A 16,994-nucleotide genomic window follows, 5' to 3' on the forward strand; every position below is an offset into this window, starting at 1 on the left:
CTCCCCGGTCGGGGGAGCCGCACGAGCCGGCGTGCACTGCTGCCTTCACCTGCCTTCCACGGTTCTGGCAGATCGGGCTGAAAGGTCGGGCCTTACTGGGTTCGGACTTACTTCAGGCCGACGTTGAGGTAGTCGTACTGGCCGCTCCAGGCCGGGTTCGACACCGCGTTGGTGATCTTCGGCGAGCGGTAGTGCAGCACCTTGAAGTAGGTCAGCGGCACGATGACCGCCTCATCCATGACCTTCTTGTCGATGTCGCCGTAGACCTTCTCGCGGGCGGCGGGGTCGGTGTTGGCGATGTTGGCGTCGAGCATCCCGTTGATCTCGGGGCTGTTCAGCTGCGACAGGTTGGTGTTACCGGTCTTGCCGATCGCACCGCCGTGGACCACCTGCTGGAGGAAACCGAAGCCGGTCGGCCAGTCGGCACCCCACTGCATCATCATGAGGCCGATCTTGTTGTCCTCGGTGAACTTCGGGACACCCGCGTAGTCACTGAAGTACTTGCCGGCCGGGTACTGCTGGATCTTGACGGTGATCCCGACCTTCTTCAGCGAGGCCTGGATCGCGGTGGCCATGTCGACCTCACCGGCACGGTCGTTGCGGGCCGTGATGGTGGTCTCGAAGCCGTTCGGCTGGCCGCAGGCGGTCAGCAGTTCCTTGGACTTGGCCTCGTCACCCTTGTTGTCCGGGGTCTTGTAGGTGTCGAAGTCGACGTGGCCCGGGATGTCCGTCGGCAGCACCGTGCTGGCGACGGCGCCGCGGACCGGTCCGCCGAACGCGGTCTGCACCGAGACCTTGTCCACGGCGTACTGGACGGCCTTGCGGCACTCGACCTTGTCGAAGGGCGCCACCTTGGTGTTGATCGCCATGTAGACCAGGCGACCGCCCTGCGCGTTGTCGGTGTTCGGGTCCTTCGAGCTCAGCAGCTCCGACTGGGTCTGCTGGGCGACGCCGTTGCCGACGATGTCGATGTGCGAGTTGCCGGCCTTCAGGTTGGAGTCGATCGTCTCCTGGTTGACCTTCAGCTTGACGACGATCTTCTCCGGCAGCTGCTTGCGGAGCGGGTCGTTGCCGGCGTCCCAGTTGGGGTTGCGGACCAGGACGGCCTGCTTGTCCTGCTCGTAGCTCTCGAACATGTACGAGCCGGAGGAGATGATGTGCTTGACGTAGTCCGCGCCGTCGTCCTTGGCCTTCGGCACCGGGGCCGACTGCGGGTTGGCGAGGAGGTAGTCGAACTCCGCGAAGGGCTGCTTGAGCTTGAAGACGATGGTGTGGTCGTCCGGGGTCTCGATGGACTTCAGACCCTCGGCGCTCTTGTCCTTGTACGGGCCTTCGTACTTCGGCTCGTTGTCCTTGAGGTACTGGGCCAGGTAGCTCGGGCCGTTGGAGTGGACGTCGCGGGCGAAGTTGCTGCGCTCGACGGCGTACTTGACGTCCTTCGAGGTGACCTCGGCGCCGTCGCTGTACTTCACGCCCTTGCGGAGCTTGTACGTCCAGGTGGCGCCGCCGTCGCTCGCGACGCCCAGGGACTCGGCGAGGTCCGGAACGACCTTGTTGCCCTCGGCGCCCGGCGCGGGGGCGAAGGTGGTCAGCGGACGCGCGTACAGGCGGCTGAAGTTGAAGACGAAGCCGTAGTACGTGTTGCCCGGGTCGAAGGAGTCGGGCGTGTCGGACGCCTCGTAGATGAGCGTCCCGCCCTTCTTGTCCGAGGCGTTGACGACACCCGTGACGGCTGCGTTGGCGGCGGCGGAACCCTTGCCGTCACCCTCGCCCGTCTTGTCCCCGCCGCTGCACGCGGAGGCGGCCATGGCGATGCTGATGGCGGCCACGAGCACCGCAGCTGATCTCGACCTGCTTTTCATGGTGGAGTTAAGCCCCCTGATTCAGAGTGGAGTGGTGATGGGGTGGGCGGTGGCCCGGCCGCGCCCGAGGAAACGGTTCAGCGGCGGCTCTTGGGGTCCAGGGCGTCCCGCAGACCGTCGCCGAGCAGGTTGAAGGCGAGCACGGTGATGAAGATCGCCAGGCCCGGCACGACCATGTACATCGGGTCGACCTTGTAGTACCTGACGGCCTCGCTCAGCATTCCGCCCCAGGAGGCCTGCGGGGGCTGGATACCGACGCCCAGGAAGCTCAGGGACGCCTCGAAAAGGATGTTGGTGGGGATGAGCAGGGTCGCGTAGACGAGGATCGGCGCCACCAGGTTCGGGAGCAGTTCCTTGAAGACGATGAACGGGCCCCGGGCGCCCAGGGAGCGGGCCGCGTCGACGAACTCCCGTTCGCGCAGCGACAGTGTCTGCCCGCGCACGATGCGCCCGATGTAGGGCCAGCCGAAGAAGCCGATCACGAACACCAGCACGCTGATGTGGAGCGGCAGCCCCTCCAGTCCGAACGCCCCGCCCTGCAGCGCGGCCGAGATGGAGATCGCGAACAGCAGCAGCGGGAAGGCGAGGAAGGTGTCCATCATCCGGCTGATGACGGTGTCGGCCCAGCCGCCGTAGTAACCGGCGACGACGCCCAGCACCGAGCCGATGACCACGGACAGCAGCGTCGAACCGAAGGCCACGAGCAGCGACACCCAGGAGCCCTCCAGGATGCGGGTGGCGATGTCACGGCCGAACTTCGGTTCCACGCCCAGCGGGTGGGACCAGCTGATGCCGCCGAAGGAGCCGATGGGGGTCGCGAGCGACGGGTCGATCAGGTCCTGGTGCAGGGCGTCGGGATCGAGGCCGAAGATCGCCTGGATCGGCTGCGAGAGAACGGCCAGCACGACCAGGACGAGGACGACGATCCCGCCGGCCATCGCGACCCGGTCCCGCTTGAGGCGGGTCCAGGCGATCCGGCCGAGCGAGCGGCCCTCAATCGCCCCTTGCTTCGCCCCGTCCGGGCTGGCGCCGGGTTGGGGCCGCGCGGGCCCGCTGGTCTCGGTAGGTGCCGTCATCGTGGTGGGGACCCCTCTCGGCCGGCTGGTGGCCGGCCCCTGCCAGCCGCTGTGACGGCCTGGTTCACTTCATGGCGCGGTTGTCGCTGGTTGCCGGCGGTTCGTCGCTACGGATACTGCTCGCGAAATGCGGATGAAGAGTGGGCACCCGCTGGTTGGGCCCTCTCAGTGGGGGGAGTCTTCAACGGTCTCTCGATCACCCGCCAGACCCGACGGGGATGTGATGCGCAACCGTGATGTGACGTGTCGACTTCCGTTATCCGAACGGCGCACCCGCCTGAGCGGTTCAAGAGCTCACGTTCGGCGCGGAACGGACATCCGTCCCAACTGCCTTTTCGTGCATGGATCTTGGGTCTATTCAGCGGATATGCCGAAGGCCGCACCGATGGGTCCGGTGCGGCCTTCGAGGCGGATGTCTCGATATGCGGATGCGGGGGTGAGGCGATCAGTACGCCGGCGCCTGGCCCTCGCGGTCGTAGAAGGGGCGGGTCTGCGCGCGCAGCCACATCGCCACCGGGTCGTGCTCGTCGGCCAGCGCGACCGTGCACACCGGAACGCCCTCGGGGACCACCCCGACGGACTGCCGCATCATCTCCCGTACGGATTCCAGCGCGGGCGCGGAGGCGTCGTACAGGTCGAGCCCGACCGCGAGGTACGGGGACCCGAGCGCGGGCTGCACCCAGGCGCGGCGCAACGACCGGACGGCGGGCGTGCGGTGCGCGTGCTGGGTCAGCAGCCCGTAGAACTGCGGGAGCTCGATGGCGGGCTCGGAGAGCCGCAGCGGGCCGGCCGGCATCCGGTCCAGGCCGGTGGCGATCCGGCGCAGGTCGGCCCACGGCACGCCGAGGCCGCCGCCCTGGGCGTGCGGATTGAGCCACAGGCCCCAGCGGTCCGGGTAGAGCGCGCGGGCGATGTCCCGCCCGGTGACCACCTCGTAGCCCCGGTTCCAGCCGCTGGCGGCCAGCTCCTGCGGGGAGGTGACGCAGGGCGCGTAACCGAGGCCCTCGACCTCCATGCCGCCGTACTGGGCGTCCGGGGAACCCGGCTGCCCCTGCCACAGCAGCATCCAGAGCCGGCCCTCGGACAGGGCATGCAGGAGTGACTCGTAGCTCTCATAGCGCCCGGGAGTCACCTGGCGCATCATGTGCTCGACCTGCCCGGCCGCGGCCGTGCCTGACGCACTCACCCGGTACCCCTCTTCGTCCGCCCGTCGTCCACGCGTGCCCCTCAGCTTAAGCGGCCCTACGGGACGTAGAAGGGGCGTACGCGCTCACGAATCCAGTCCGTGACCGGGTCCTGGGCGGCGTCGAGGAGGATCAACTGCACGGGCCACTGCGGCGGGACGCGGGTCAGGGCCCGCCCGAGGGCCTCCATCGGGGCCTCGCGCATCTCGGGTTCCCATCCCACCAGGCGGACACCGATGAACAGCTCCGGCGCCCCGCCCTCGACGCTGGCGAGGCAGCGGTGCGCGGCCGCGACCACGCCGGTGGCCCGGAACTCCTCGGTGGCGGCGGCCAGGAAGTCCACCGGGTCCTCCTGCCAGTCGGGCTCGTAGAGCCGGACGCGGCCGCCGGTGGAGGGGCCGTCGAGCGGGGTCCGGCCGGTACGGCAGAGCTCCGCGACGGCGGGCGGGGGCAGCGGGACGCCGACGGCGCCGTCGGGATTGAGCGCGATGCCGAGCTGCGGGGGCAGGCCGCGGGCGAACTCCACGGCCGGGGCCACGGCGAAGGCCATGCCGGGGCCGGCACAGGCGAGGAACTGGGCCTCGGAGGTGTAGACGGGGACGTACGCCGCCCCGCCGATGTCCATCGTGGGCAGGGTGAGATCGGCCGAGTCCGGGCCGCCGCCGCCGGGCAGGGGGACCCACACCTGGCTGCGTCCGAGCACTTCCAGGATCCGCCCGCCGGCGTCCGGGTGCCCGAGCGCCGCCCCGAGCACCTGCTCCAGCTCATTCCCCGGCCAGCCGCTGCCCTGCATGTGCCCCTGCCTTTGCCTGATCCCGCGCGTGTCGCCCCGCAGGGTACCGGCCCCGCGCGGCGCGCCGCCGCCGGGGGGCCGCCGGAGCCGAAAAGACCGGGGCTCCGCCCCGAACCCCGCGCCTCAATCGCCGGCGGGGCTGAAAAGCCCGGGGCCCCGCCCCAGACCCCGCGCCTCAACCGCCGGCGAGGCTGGATGATCCAGCCCGGCTCACGTGTGGAAGGCGATGCCCGTCACGGCGGCGGCCGAGCGGCGGTCCAGCAGGGTCACCGAGGCGCAGCCGTGCGGCGGGCGGCCCGCCTCGGCTTCGCGCAGGAGGCGGCCCACCGCTCCGCGGTGGCGGGCGAAGGCGTAGGCCGAGACCCGCCGCCCCCGCGCGGCCTGCCCGGAGAGGGCCTCCTCGGGGCTGCTGTCGAGGAGTAGCAGGTGCAGCGCCCGCCCCCGGCGCCGCGCGGCCGCCGCCAGCAGGCCGCGCACCCAGCTCTGCGTACCGCAGTCGTGGACGACCACGGAGGCTCCGGAGCGCAGGAGCCGCACCAGCCCCCAGTAGTGCGCGGCGCGCACCAGCGGCCGGTACACCGCGTACGGCAGCGCGGCCGGCATCCGCCGCTCCCAGCGCTCACGGGTGTCCTGGGAGTCGACGGCGCCGCCCTCGGCCGCCGCCCGCTTGATCAGCGTGCTCTTGCCGCCGCCGGGCAGGCCGGACACCACGACGATGTCCCCGTCCGCGAAGGCGAGCCGCTGCGGACCGTGCACGGCGGGGCCGCGCAGGTCGCGTACGGGGCGGATGCCGGGGCCCGCCGCCCGCTCGCGCTCGTGGTCCCGTCCGCGCGCGCCGCGCTGCGCCGGCACCGCGTCCACGGTTCCCGTCGTCGTCACCACTCCGAATCTCCGCACAGTGTTCGCCTCCCCCGAATCGGGTCACCAGGACCCTTGCCCACTGAGTGTAAAGAGACGGTAATCCGGCAGCCCCGGTTCCGGTCCGTCCTCTCGGGGTACCGTACGAACTTTCGGACCCCTCCGCCCGATCACGGGCATGGCGTGCAATGATGTGCGCCATCTGGACCAACTGCATACCGGCCGCTTGAATCCGCGCGGGAGAGTCCCGGCACGCCGCAAGGCCGTGCGCGGGCGCCGAAGGAGCAAGATCCTCCCTTGAATCTCTCAGGCCCCGTACCGCGTGGATGAGGCAGATCTGAAAAGCGAGCTGCTCGGCAGCTCCACCCAAGGTGCAAGCCGAGGAACTCTCGGCGAACCTCTCAGGTTCCGATGACAGATGGGGAGGACCCTCCTCGTCATGTCATGCCCTGGGACTCGGGAGCCACACCCATGAGCACTGCCCCCCGTCTGACCGCCCTCGACGCGCTGCACCGCTCGCTCGGTGCGACCATGACCGATTTCGCGGGCTGGGACATGCCGCTGCGGTACGCCAGTGAGCGCGACGAGCACAACGCCGTACGCACCAAGGCCGGTCTCTTCGACCTCTCCCACATGGGCGAGATCACGCTGACCGGCCCGGAGGCCGTCAAGGCCCTCGACTACGCGCTGGTCGGCAACATCTCCACCGTCGGCGTCGGCCGCGCCCGCTACACGCACATCTGTCAGGAGGACGGCGGGATCGTCGACGACCTGATCGTCTACCGCCTCGGCGAGACCGAGTTCATGGTCGTCGCCAACGCCTCCAACGCGCAGGTCGTCCTCGACGCCCTGACCGAGCGCGCCGCCGGCTTCGACACCGAGGTCCGCGACGACCGCGACGCGTACGCGCTGCTCGCGGTGCAGGGCCCGGAGTCCCCCGGCATCCTGAAGTCCCTCACGGACGCCGATCTGGACGGCCTCAAGTACTACGCAGGCCTGCCGGGCACCGTCGCGGGCGTGCCCGCGCTGATCGCGCGTACGGGCTACACCGGCGAGGACGGCTTCGAGCTGTTCGTCGCCCCCGAACACGCCGTGGAGCTGTGGCAGGCGCTGACCAAGGCGGGCGAGGGCGTCGGCCTGGTGCCGGCCGGCCTGTCCTGCCGCGACACCCTGCGCCTGGAAGCGGGCATGCCGCTGTACGGGCACGAGCTGACCACCTCCCTGACCCCCTTCGACGCGGGGCTGGGCCGGGTCGTGAAGTTCGAGAAGGAGGGGGACTTCGTCGGCCGCGCCGCGCTGGAGGCCGCCGCCGAGCGCGCCGCCACCAACCCGCCGCGCAAGCTGGTCGGCCTGATCGCCGAGGGCCGCCGCGTCCCGCGCGCCGGTTTCCCGGTCGTCGCCGACGGTCAGGTCATCGGCGAGGTCACCTCGGGCGCCCCGTCCCCGACGCTGGGCAAGCCGCTCGCGATGGCGTACGTGGACGCGGCGCACGCCGCGCCCGGCACCTCCGGCGTCGGCGTCGACATTCGCGGTACGCATGAGCCGTACGAGGTCGTGGCGCTGCCGTTCTACAAGCGGCAGAAGTAGTTCCGCACACGGTCCAGCCGTGCACGAGCCGTACGGGAACCCCGTCCGGCAGCGTCTCAGTACCCGAGACCACCGTTCGTATCCACTCCCCCGCATCCAGGAGAATCAGGTCATGAGCAACCCCGAGAAGCTGCGTTACACCAAGGAGCACGAGTGGCTGTCGGACGCCGTGGACGGCGTCGCGACGGTCGGCATCACGGAGTTCGCGGCCAACGCGCTCGGTGACGTCGTCTACGCCCAGCTCCCCGAGGTCGGCGAGACCGTGACCGAGGGCGAGACCTGCGGCGAGCTGGAGTCGACGAAGTCGGTCAGCGACCTGTACTCCCCCGTCTCCGGCGAGGTCGTCGAGGCCAACCAGGACGTCGTGGAGGACCCGGCGCTCGTGAACACGGCCCCGTTCGAGGGCGGCTGGCTGTTCAAGGTGCGCCTCTCGGAGGAGCCGAAGGACACCCTGTCCTTCGAGGAGTACACCCAGCTCACCGCCGGTAACTGACCCCAGGGGACCCTGATGTCTGTACTGAACACCCCTCTCCACGAGCTCGACCCGGACGTCGCCGCCGCCGTCGACGCCGAGCTCGTTCGCCAGCAGTCCACCCTGGAAATGATCGCGTCGGAGAACTTCGCTCCGGTCGCCGTCATGGAGGCCCAGGGCTCGGTCCTGACCAACAAGTACGCCGAGGGCTACCCGGGCCGCCGCTACTACGGCGGCTGCGAGCACGTCGACGTCGTCGAGCAGATCGCGATCGACCGCATCAAGGCGCTGTTCGGTGCCGAGCACGCGAACGTGCAGCCCCACTCGGGTGCGCAGGCGAACGCCGCCGCGATGTTCGCGCTGCTGAAGCCGGGCGACACGATCATGGGCCTCAACCTGGCCCACGGCGGTCACCTGACCCACGGCATGAAGATCAACTTCTCCGGCAAGCTCTACAACGTGGTCCCGTACCACGTCGACGAGACCGGCGAGGTGGACATGGCCGAGGTCGAGCGCCTCGCCAAGGAGTCCAAGCCGCAGCTGATCGTCGCCGGCTGGTCCGCGTACCCGCGCCAGCTGGACTTCGCCGCCTTCCGCCGCATCGCGGACGAGGTCGGCGCGTACCTGATGGTCGACATGGCGCACTTCGCCGGCCTGGTCGCCGCGGGGCTGCACCCGAACCCGGTGCCGCACGCCCACGTCGTCACCACCACCACGCACAAGACCCTCGGCGGTCCGCGCGGCGGTGTCATCCTGTCGACGCAGGAGCTGGCCAAGAAGATCAACTCCGCGGTCTTCCCGGGTCAGCAGGGCGGCCCGCTGGAGCACGTGATCGCGGCCAAGGCCGTCTCCTTCAAGGTCGCGGCCTCGCCCGAGTTCAAGGAGCGCCAGGAGCGCACCCTGGAGGGCGCGAAGATCCTCGCCGCCCGCCTGGTCCAGGACGACGTCAAGGCCGTGGGCGTGGACGTCCTCACCGGCGGCACCGACGTGCACCTGGTCCTGGTCGACCTGCGCAACTCCGAGCTCGACGGTCAGCAGGCCGAGGACCGCCTCCACGAGGTCGGCATCACGGTCAACCGCAACGCCATCCCGAACGACCCGCGGCCCCCGATGGTCACCTCGGGTCTGCGGATCGGTACGCCGGCCCTCGCCACCCGCGGTTTCGACGCCGAGGCCTTCACCGAGGTCGCCGAGATCATCGCGCAGGCGCTGAAGCCGACGTACGACGCCGAGTCCCTCAAGGCGCGCGTCTCGGCGCTCGCCGCGAAGTTCCCGCTGTACCCGTCGCTCTAAGCGACGGCGTGAAGGGCCCGGTCTTGTTCGCGGACAGGGCCGGGCCCTTCCCATGACCAGCAGGAGTACCAGGCGGACGGCACCCCGCACCCCCGTCGCCGCGCCTGCACACCTGCCCCGGCCCCAGCCCCCGCACGGCGCAGGGGCCCTCCCCCACCCCTTCCGCCGCCCGGCGGCGCGGGCCCGCCGCGGCCACGGCCGTACGGGACCACGAGGCGGCTCCGGAGTGTGAGTCGGCACCCGCCCGACCTGTCCACGTAATCCTTCCCACCTCGTCCGGCAGCCGAGCCGTTCACCTCACCGCGTTAAGCTCGTCTGTCGGACAAAATCCGATCAATCCACCTCTCCTGCCCCCTCCCACCCCACGAGCAGACAAGGGAGTCCGCCACCGTGGCCATCTCCGTCTTCGATCTCTTCTCCATCGGCATCGGTCCCTCCTCCTCCCACACGGTCGGTCCGATGCGCGCCGCGCGGATGTTCGTCATGCGGCTGAAGAAGGACGGCGTGCTGGCCCAGACCGCCTCCGTCCGGGCCGAGCTCTTCGGCTCCCTCGGCGCGACCGGCCACGGACACGGCACCCCCAAGGCGGTCCTGCTGGGCCTGGAGGGCCACTCCCCCCGCACGGTGAACGTCGAGACGGCGGACGACGAGGTGGAGCGCATCCGCAAGAGCGGCCGGCTGCGGCTGCTGGGTGCGGAGATAGGCGATGGACACGAGATCGCCTTCGACGAGCCGAACCAGCTGATCCTCCACCGCCGGCGCTCCCTGCCGTACCACGCGAACGGCATGACGCTCTTCGCGTACGACGAGGCCGGCGCCCCGCTGCTGGAGAAGACGTACTACTCGGTCGGCGGCGGCTTCGTCGTGGACGAGGACGCGGTCGGCGAGGACCGGATCAAGCTCGACGACACGGTGCTGAAGTACCCCTTCCGCTCCGGCGACGAGATGCTGCGTCTCGCGAACGAGACCGGGCTGTCGATCTCCTCGCTGATGCTGGAGAACGAGAAGGCCTGGCGCACGGAGGAGGAGATCCGCGAGGGCCTCCTGGAGATCTGGCGCGTCATGCAGTCCTGCGTCTCGCGCGGCATGTCCCGCGAGGGCATCCTCCCCGGCGGCCTGCGGGTCAAGCGCCGGGCCGCCTCCACGGCGCGCCAGCTGCGCACCGAGGGCGACCCGATGCTGCACCGCAGCGAGTGGGCCACGATCTACGCGATGGCGGTCAACGAGGAGAACGCGGCGGGCGGCCGCGTCGTGACCGCCCCGACCAACGGCGCCGCGGGCGTCCTGCCGGCCGTCCTCCACTACTACATGAACTTCGTGCCGGGCGCGGACGAGGACGGCGTGGTCCGCTTCCTCCTCGCGGCGGGCGCGATCGGCATGCTCTTCAAGGAGAACGCCTCGATCTCCGGCGCCGAGGTCGGCTGCCAGGGCGAGGTCGGCTCCGCCTGCTCGATGGCGGCCGGCGCGCTCGCCGAGGTCCTCGGCGGCACCCCGGAGCAGGTCGAGAACGCGGCCGAGATCGGCATGGAGCACAACCTGGGCCTGACCTGCGACCCGGTCGGCGGCCTGGTCCAGATCCCCTGCATCGAGCGCAACGGCATGGCCGCGGTCAAGGCCGTCACCGCCGCCAAGATGGCGATGCGCGGCGACGGCACCCACAAGGTCTCCCTCGACAAGGTCATCAAGACCATGAAGGAGACCGGCGCGGACATGAAGGTCAAGTACAAGGAGACGGCCCGCGGCGGCCTCGCGGTCAACGTCATCGAGTGCTGATCGGCGACAGCTGACGGAAGGGGCCCGGCGCACCGTATGCGCCGGGCCCCTTTCCGTTCCCGCCGGCTGCCCTCCGCTATCCGCGGCGCAGCGCCTTGAGGACCCCCTTGGCGAAGTCGTCCACGGACGCGTCGTACGCCTTCAGGCTCTCGGCGGTGGGCGGGGTGCGGGCCTCGGCCGTGACCGTCACGTCGATCATCATGTTGCTGTCGCGCAGCCGCAGCGCGCGCACCTGGCGCAGCTCGGTCGGCTTGGTGAAGGCGAACCGGTAGGCCTCCTTGCCGACGCCCTTCACCTCGGTGAGCCCGCTGTCCGGCATGTCCTCGGCCGTGTTCGCGCGGGCCCGGGCGAAGACGTCCTTGGAGAAGTCGACGCTCTCCGTGTAGGCGAGGTCCAGTTCCACCTTGACGTTGCCGTACTTCGCCGGGCCGGTCTCGACGAGCGGCTGGACGCACTTGATGCCGGGCGCCCCCTCACCGGACCGCTTGACCCGGTCCGCGGCCTCCTCGCGCGCCCCGAGCGGGTCGGCGAGCTCGCCGTACGGGAGCACGTTGCAGATCTCGTCCGTGGCCACCCAGCGGTAGCCGCCCTTTCCTTCCTGCGAGACCTCGCGGTCCGCGTCGCCGGCGCAGGCGGTGGCCGCCAGGACGAGGGCCACGGCGACCGTTCCCTGACGGGAAAAGCGGTGAAGACGCATCCGGTTCACTCCTGTCGAGCGGGCCAGTTCCCGGTCGACCACCCTGCCACCCAAGGCAGTTGCGCAGCGGGGGATTGGCCAAAGGAGAACGGGAACCGCCGTATCCGCCGTGGCGTCCTAGGCTGTGCCACCAGTCCCCGTCTCTCAGGAATCGAGGGGACGTCATGATCCACGCACGTCTCCGGCAGATCGTGGCCCTGGCCTCCGGCGCTCTGCTCGCCGCCTGCCTCTCCTTCGCCGCACCTGCCTCGGCCGCCACCTCCACCGCCGCCGCCCCTACCGCCGCCACCGTCGCCCAGAGCCAGACCCCGCTCGTCGTCAATGCCCGCTGGGGCGGGCACGCCACGTACGACCGGATCGTCATCGACCTGCAGGGGTACGTCCCCGACGTGACCGTCACTCCCGTCCCGCAGCTGGTCTACGACGGGTCCGGAAAGCCCGTGCCGCTGGCCGGGAAGTACTTCCTGGAGATCCGCTTCAACCCCGCCGCCGCGCACAACGACGCGGGCCAGAGCGTCTACCAGGGACCCAAGCTCCAGAAGATCTACCTCAGCAAGCTCAAGGGCATCGCCCTGACCGGCGACTACGAGGGGTACGTGACCTTCGGCGCCGCCTTCGACACCGTGCCGTACTACCGGGCCTACACCCTGCACTCCCCGGAGCGGTTCGTCGTGGACATCTCGCACGTCACCCGGTGACGAGCACTGCGGCCCACGGGCCGACGGGCCCGGGGCGTCGCACACGCCCCGGGCCCGCCGCCTGCGTCACCTCCGCCAGAACAGGTGGTGCGTCACACCGCTGGGGCTGGGCACGACGTCGAGGTGGAACCGGTCGAGCAGCTCCTCGGGCGACTTCCAGAGCCTCACCCCGGAGCCGAGGTCCACGGGCGCGACCGCCACGTGCAGGGTGTCGACGAGGCCGGCGTCGAGGAACTCGCGGATGGTGGTGGCTCCGCCGCCGAGCCGGACGTCCTTGCCCTGCGCCGCTTCCCGCGCCCGGTCGAGGACCGTCGCCGGGTCGGCGTCGACGAAGTGGAAGGTGGTGTCCGAGAGCGTGAACGAGGGACGCGTGTGGTGGGTCATGACGAAGACGGGGGTGTGGAACGGGGGCTCCTCGCCCCACCAGCCGCGCCAGTCGTGATCGGCCCAGGGCCCGCGCTGGGGCCCGAACTTGTTGCGGCCCATGATCTCGGCGCCGATGTTGTGCGCGAAGTCGCGCGTGAAGTAGTCGTCCAGGCCCCGGCTGCCGCCGGGATCGGTGCGGTTCGGCCAGCTCGCCGTGGCCCCGGCCCAGGCGAACATGGCACCGGGGTCGGCGTGGCCGAAGGGCCGCTCCAGGCTCTGGGGCTCGCCGGCGCCGAATCCGTCGCGCGAAACGGTGAAGTTCTGGACTCTCAGCAACTGCTCCACGGGCTTCCTCCAGTCGTGTCTTCCTTCATGAGACCGTCCGGACGCGGAGAACTCATCGGTGCTCGGGGTTGGGGAAGTCGAAGCGGCAGCCGGCGTCCCAGAGCGAGCGCTGGTTGCCGTGGGCCGGGATGCCTCCCGAGCGCTTGAGCAGGGCGGCCAGGTGCATCAGGTTCCACGACATGAAGGTGGTGTTCCGGTTGGTGAAGTCGTTCTCGGGACCGCCCGAGCCCGGGTCGAGGTAGGAGGGCCCGGGCCCGGCCTCGCCGATCCAGCCCGCGTCGGCCTGCGGCGGGATCGCGTAGCCGAGGTGCTGGAGGCTGTAGAGGACGTTCATGGCGCAGTGCTTGACGCCGTCCTCGTTGCCGGTGATCAGCGCGCCGCCGACCCGCCCGTAGTACGCGTACTGGCCCTGCTCGTTCAGCAGGGAGGAGCAGGCGTAGAGCCGCTCGATGACCTGCTTCATCACGGAGCTGTTGTCGCCGAGCCAGATGGGGCCGCACAGCACGAGGATGTCGGCGTCCATGATCTGGCTGTAGAGGACCGGCCACTGGTCGCTATCCCAGCCGTGCTCGGTCATGTCCGGCCAGACGCCGGTCGCGATGTCGTGGTCGACGGCCCGGATGAGCGAGGTGCGGGCGCCGGCCGCCTCCATGACCGCGCGGCTCTTCGCGATCAGGCCCTCGGTGTTGCTGGTCTCGGGCGAGCGCTTGAGGGTGCAGTTCACGTACACGGCGGTGAGGTCGGGGTACTCGAAGTCGGCGGACACTCCCCCAGCCTGTGGACCGCCGGACCCGGCCGCCAGCCGGGGGCGGCCGTCCGGGGGCGCCCGGAAATCTAGGATGGCGCCATGTCCCTCCCGCATGCCATCCTCACCGCCCTGCTCGAGAAGCCCTCGTCGGGGCTGGAGCTGACCCGGCGGTTCGACAAGTCGATCGGGTACTTCTGGTCGGCGACGCACCAGCAGATCTACCGCGAGCTCGGGCGGCTGGAGGAGGCCGGGCTGATCCGCGCGCTGCCCAGCGAGGTGCCGGTGCGGGGGCAGAAGAAGGAGTACGAGGTGCTGCCCGCCGGCAGTGCGGAGCTGGCCCGGTGGGTCGGTGAGAGCCAGGATCCGAAGCCGATGCGCGACCCGCTGCTGCTGCGGATCCGGGCGGCGGGCGTGGTGGGGCCACAGGGGCTCGGCCCTGAGCTGCGGCGCCATCTGGACCTGCACCGGCGCCAGCTGGCGCAGTACGAGGCCATCGAGGAGAAGGACTTCCCGCCGGGGCGCGACGCCGTGGAGGACCGGCTGCGCCGGCTCGTCCTGCACGGCGGGATCGCCCTGGAGACGTTCTGGCTGACCTGGCTGGAGGAGGCCCTCGCCGAGGTCGGGGACATGTCCGGGCCGGAGGCCTGACGCCTGCTCACGCGCGCTCCCGCCCCGGCCTGTCGGCGGGGCGGGAGCGGAGGGACTACTTGTTCAGGGAGGCCCAGAACTCGTCGAAGCTCAGCAGGCCGTCGCCGTTCGCGTCCTTGGCGGCGATCACGGCGTCCGCGACCGGGCCGGTGACGAACGGGTCGCCCATGGCCGCCATGGCCGCCTTGAACTCGTCGGCCGTGACGAAGCCGTCACCGTTCACGTCGAACTTGCCGAACGTCGTCCGTGCGTTCTCGATGTCCGCCACTGGGTCCACTCCTTCTTGATGCCTGTTGACCGGCTCAGGGTAGCGGTCTGCCCCGCCGGCCCCCGCCGCGGGTCCCGTTCGAGCGGCAGAAATATCTTCAATTACCCTTCCGTAATACGGAAGTGATAATTCTGGACAACAAATCCGGTTTCCACTTGTCACGCTCCGGGGCCACGGCATAACGTAACGGCATTGCCGCCACACCAGGAGCGCAGGGCTCCCAGGGACAAGCGGCAACAAGGGCGATCACACAGGTGACGATCACAGCTGACGCATCATTCGAAGTTCTGCCCTTCACCCGCACCTGCCGCCATATCTGGGAAGACGGCGACCATGTGCTCATCGGAGTGAGTCCCGGAAACAGCTACTTCAGTTCCGAGCGCATCGCCGGCCTCGCCCGGTGGGCCACGACCCGCTTCGCACAAGTCGACTTCGTCTACGCCGACCTCCACGTGGACCGGATGTTCGCCGCCTTCGGCTACAGCAGCGAGCACGCGGAGAAGCGCGCCTCGAAGGAAATCAAGGCGGTCCGGCGGCGGATCGTCAAGGGCGTGGAGGAATCAGGGCCCGGACCGGCCGATATTCGTGTGCGGGCCCTGTCGGAGTTCCAGTCGAACCCGGTGTACCAACTGCTGCACCGCCGCGTCCTGCATTTCCTGGAAACCGACGCCGAATTCCGCAAGGGCTGCGAGGAGATGGCCCAGCATTTTATCGGCTCCAAGTTGCCTGAAGGTGAATCGATCACAGACGACCAGTTGCAGGTCTGTTTCGATTACATGGCGGCCGAGCTGCCCTTCTTCGTGGACACCCCGAGCATTCTCGACGTGCCCTCCTCGGTGGCGGCCTACCACGTCAAGATGCCGCTGACCGACGTCCTCTTCGCACGCGGCGGGGGCCTGCGCGCGACCCGCAACCAGGCCTACGCCGTCGTGCGGCCCGAGCAGGCCGCGGCCGCCGCACCCCACCACGCACCTGCCGAAAGGACCGCCGATGAGCGTCGAGCAGCTTGAGGGCCGGGAGAACCGGGAGCCGCAGCAGCCGCAGCCGCAGCCGCTCCTCGACTTCCCGCTCTCGCGGCGCGGTGACGTGCTCCCGGAGGAGTGCGGGTGGCTGCGCGAGAAGGCCCCGGTCGCCCGGGTCCGCACCCTCACCGGGGACCCGGCCTGGCTGGTGAGCAGCTACGCACTGGCCAAGCAGGTGCTGGAGGACGAGCGCTTCAGCCTCAAGGACACGGCGAACGCCGGCGTCCCGCGCCAGTACGCGCTGACGATCCCGCCCGAGGTCGTCAACAACATGGGCAACATCAACAGCGCCGGCCTGCGCAACGCCGTGATGAAGGCGCTCAACCCGCGCCAGAAGGGGCTGCAGGACCTGCTGCGCGCCAAGGCCGGCGAGCTCGTCGACCGCATCGTGGCCGAGGGCGGCCCGGCCGACCTCCGGGCGGGGTTCGCCGACCCCTTCTCGGCGGCCCTGCACTGCCAGGTGCTCGGGGTGCCCTTCGAGGACTGGCGCCGGCTGATGTCGGGGCTGGACGTCGCGTTCATGACCGCGCGCGAGCCGTTCGCCGACTCGGCCCTCAACTGGTACAAGGACGTGGGCTACTTCGCCAAGCAGCTGGGCGTGCAGCTCGCGCTGGCCCCCGAGGAGCGTACGGGGCTCCTCGGGAGGTTCGCCGGGCTGAAGGAGGCGGACCCTGAGTCGGCCCATCTGACCGACGACATGTTCGCGACGGTCGCCGTCTCGCTCTTCGGCGCGGGCGCGGTCTCCACCTCGGCGTTCCTCACCCTCGCGGTCCTCGCGCTGCTCCAGAGGCCCGAGCTGATCGGGTACCTGCGCGCGCACCCGGAGCGGATGGGCAGGGCGGTGGACGAGCTGCTGCGCTGGAACCTGTCCGTCGGCGACGGCCTGCCGCGCATCGCCCTGGCGGACGTACGGGTCGGCGACGTGCTGGTGAAGGAGGGCGAGCTCGTCCTCGTCCTCCTGGAGGGGGCCAACTTCGACCCGGCGGCCTTCGAGCACCCGGACGAGCTGGACCTGGAGCGCGAGGGCCCGAACGCCCATCTCGCCTTCGGCGCCGGGCGGCACTTCTGCCCGGCCTCCGCGCTGGGCCGGGCACACGCCGAGATCGCGCTGGAGGTGCTGGTCGAGCGGCTGCCCGGGCTGCGCCTCGCGGTGCCCGCCGAGAACCTCGTCTGGCGCACGGGCTTCATCAAGCGACTTCCGGAGCGTCTTCCGGTCGCCTGGTAGTCCGCGGCCCGACGGGTCGATGACGGTGTCCCGGGAGTCGTGCGAGCTCCCGGGGCACCGTCGTCACTTCTTTCGGGCA

Annotated in this window: 17 protein-coding genes and 1 riboswitch; of the genes, 8 read left to right on the forward strand and 9 right to left on the reverse strand. The window is 70.2% G+C overall.

Features of this window, described 5'->3' with window-relative positions:
* Window positions 1-107 precede the first annotated feature (107 nt).
* The 5 genes from ACIPYQ_RS20055 to ACIPYQ_RS20075 form a co-directional block, all read right to left on the reverse strand.
* Window positions 108-1,808 (reverse strand): ABC transporter substrate-binding protein, encoded by a 1,701-nt coding sequence (locus ACIPYQ_RS20055; protein WP_361765230.1) that lies wholly within the window; start codon window positions 1,806-1,808, stop codon window positions 108-110.
* Between the two features lie 131 nt (window positions 1,809-1,939).
* The gene (locus ACIPYQ_RS20060; RefSeq protein ID WP_319722088.1) at window positions 1,940-2,938 is read right to left on the reverse strand and encodes an ABC transporter permease; all 999 of its coding nucleotides are present in this window, start codon (window positions 2,936-2,938) and stop codon (window positions 1,940-1,942) included.
* A gap of 445 nt (window positions 2,939-3,383) precedes the next feature.
* Window positions 3,384-4,124 (reverse strand): enhanced serine sensitivity protein SseB C-terminal domain-containing protein, encoded by a 741-nt coding sequence (locus ACIPYQ_RS20065; RefSeq protein WP_361765133.1) that lies wholly within the window; start codon window positions 4,122-4,124, stop codon window positions 3,384-3,386.
* Between the two features lie 56 nt (window positions 4,125-4,180).
* Entirely contained in the window at window positions 4,181-4,915 is a 735-nt protein-coding gene (locus tag ACIPYQ_RS20070; RefSeq protein WP_361765130.1) for an enhanced serine sensitivity protein SseB, read from the reverse strand.
* A 210-nt stretch (window positions 4,916-5,125) separates the two neighbouring features.
* Window positions 5,126-5,794 (reverse strand): AAA family ATPase, encoded by a 669-nt coding sequence (locus ACIPYQ_RS20075; protein ID WP_401252864.1) that lies wholly within the window; start codon window positions 5,792-5,794, stop codon window positions 5,126-5,128.
* A gap of 206 nt (window positions 5,795-6,000) precedes the next feature.
* Window positions 6,001-6,104, forward strand: a riboswitch (glycine riboswitch).
* Window positions 6,105-6,244: 140 nt separating this feature from the next.
* Between ACIPYQ_RS20075 and gcvT the strand changes: the two genes are divergently transcribed.
* The 4 genes from gcvT to ACIPYQ_RS20095 all read left to right on the forward strand — a co-directional run bounded on the left by gcvT (window position 6,245) and on the right by ACIPYQ_RS20095 (window position 10,898).
* On the forward strand, window positions 6,245-7,360 hold the full coding sequence (gcvT, locus tag ACIPYQ_RS20080; RefSeq protein WP_351584754.1) for a glycine cleavage system aminomethyltransferase GcvT: 1,116 nt from the start codon (window positions 6,245-6,247) through the stop codon (window positions 7,358-7,360).
* Between the two features lie 112 nt (window positions 7,361-7,472).
* Window positions 7,473-7,853 (forward strand): glycine cleavage system protein GcvH, encoded by a 381-nt coding sequence (gene gcvH / locus ACIPYQ_RS20085; RefSeq protein WP_361768428.1) that lies wholly within the window; start codon window positions 7,473-7,475, stop codon window positions 7,851-7,853.
* 15 nt (window positions 7,854-7,868) lie between these two features.
* Window positions 7,869-9,125 carry a serine hydroxymethyltransferase gene (glyA, locus tag ACIPYQ_RS20090; RefSeq protein ID WP_401252868.1) on the forward strand — a complete coding sequence of 419 codons (1,257 nt, stop codon included), beginning with the start codon at window positions 7,869-7,871 and terminating at the stop codon, window positions 9,123-9,125.
* A 390-nt stretch (window positions 9,126-9,515) separates the two neighbouring features.
* The gene (locus tag ACIPYQ_RS20095; protein WP_401252871.1) at window positions 9,516-10,898 is read left to right on the forward strand and encodes an L-serine ammonia-lyase; all 1,383 of its coding nucleotides are present in this window, start codon (window positions 9,516-9,518) and stop codon (window positions 10,896-10,898) included.
* 76 nt (window positions 10,899-10,974) lie between these two features.
* Here ACIPYQ_RS20095 and ACIPYQ_RS20100 read toward each other — a convergent pair whose 3' ends face one another.
* The gene (locus tag ACIPYQ_RS20100) at window positions 10,975-11,595 is read right to left on the reverse strand and encodes a hypothetical protein (protein ID WP_401252873.1); all 621 of its coding nucleotides are present in this window, start codon (window positions 11,593-11,595) and stop codon (window positions 10,975-10,977) included.
* A gap of 164 nt (window positions 11,596-11,759) precedes the next feature.
* Here ACIPYQ_RS20100 and ACIPYQ_RS20105 point away from each other — a divergent pair, with 164 nt between their 5' ends.
* Window positions 11,760-12,293 carry a hypothetical protein gene (locus tag ACIPYQ_RS20105; protein WP_401252876.1) on the forward strand — a complete coding sequence of 178 codons (534 nt, stop codon included), beginning with the start codon at window positions 11,760-11,762 and terminating at the stop codon, window positions 12,291-12,293.
* 66 nt (window positions 12,294-12,359) lie between these two features.
* Here ACIPYQ_RS20105 and ACIPYQ_RS20110 read toward each other — a convergent pair whose 3' ends face one another.
* Together ACIPYQ_RS20110 and ACIPYQ_RS20115 are read right to left on the reverse strand one after the other, a co-directional pair.
* On the reverse strand, window positions 12,360-13,004 hold the full coding sequence (locus tag ACIPYQ_RS20110) for a dihydrofolate reductase family protein (protein WP_401252878.1): 645 nt from the start codon (window positions 13,002-13,004) through the stop codon (window positions 12,360-12,362).
* Between the two features lie 52 nt (window positions 13,005-13,056).
* Complete coding sequence (locus ACIPYQ_RS20115) at window positions 13,057-13,770, reverse strand: flavodoxin family protein (protein WP_401252881.1); 714 nt, start codon at window positions 13,768-13,770, stop codon at window positions 13,057-13,059.
* A gap of 81 nt (window positions 13,771-13,851) precedes the next feature.
* Here ACIPYQ_RS20115 and ACIPYQ_RS20120 point away from each other — a divergent pair, with 81 nt between their 5' ends.
* Window positions 13,852-14,400, forward strand: a complete 549-nt coding sequence (locus ACIPYQ_RS20120) for a PadR family transcriptional regulator (protein ID WP_361768442.1) — start codon at window positions 13,852-13,854, stop codon at window positions 14,398-14,400.
* 55 nt (window positions 14,401-14,455) lie between these two features.
* Here the strand turns inward: ACIPYQ_RS20120 and ACIPYQ_RS20125 are convergent, their stop codons facing one another.
* On the reverse strand, window positions 14,456-14,668 hold the full coding sequence (locus ACIPYQ_RS20125) for an EF-hand domain-containing protein (protein WP_319722101.1): 213 nt from the start codon (window positions 14,666-14,668) through the stop codon (window positions 14,456-14,458).
* Window positions 14,669-14,922: 254 nt separating this feature from the next.
* On the opposite strand from ACIPYQ_RS20125, the gene ACIPYQ_RS20130 reads away from it, so the two are divergent.
* Window positions 14,923-15,678 (forward strand): tRNA-dependent cyclodipeptide synthase, encoded by a 756-nt coding sequence (locus tag ACIPYQ_RS20130; protein ID WP_401252885.1) that lies wholly within the window; start codon window positions 14,923-14,925, stop codon window positions 15,676-15,678.
* Entirely contained in the window at window positions 15,659-16,915 is a 1,257-nt protein-coding gene (locus tag ACIPYQ_RS20135) for a cytochrome P450 (RefSeq protein WP_401252888.1), read from the forward strand. Before ACIPYQ_RS20130 ends, ACIPYQ_RS20135 begins: the two co-directional genes overlap by 20 nt.
* Window positions 16,916-16,994 lie beyond the last annotated feature (79 nt).

Source organism: Streptomyces sp. NPDC090045 (assembly GCF_044747975.1).
Lineage (GTDB): Bacteria > Actinomycetota > Actinomycetes > Streptomycetales > Streptomycetaceae > Streptomyces.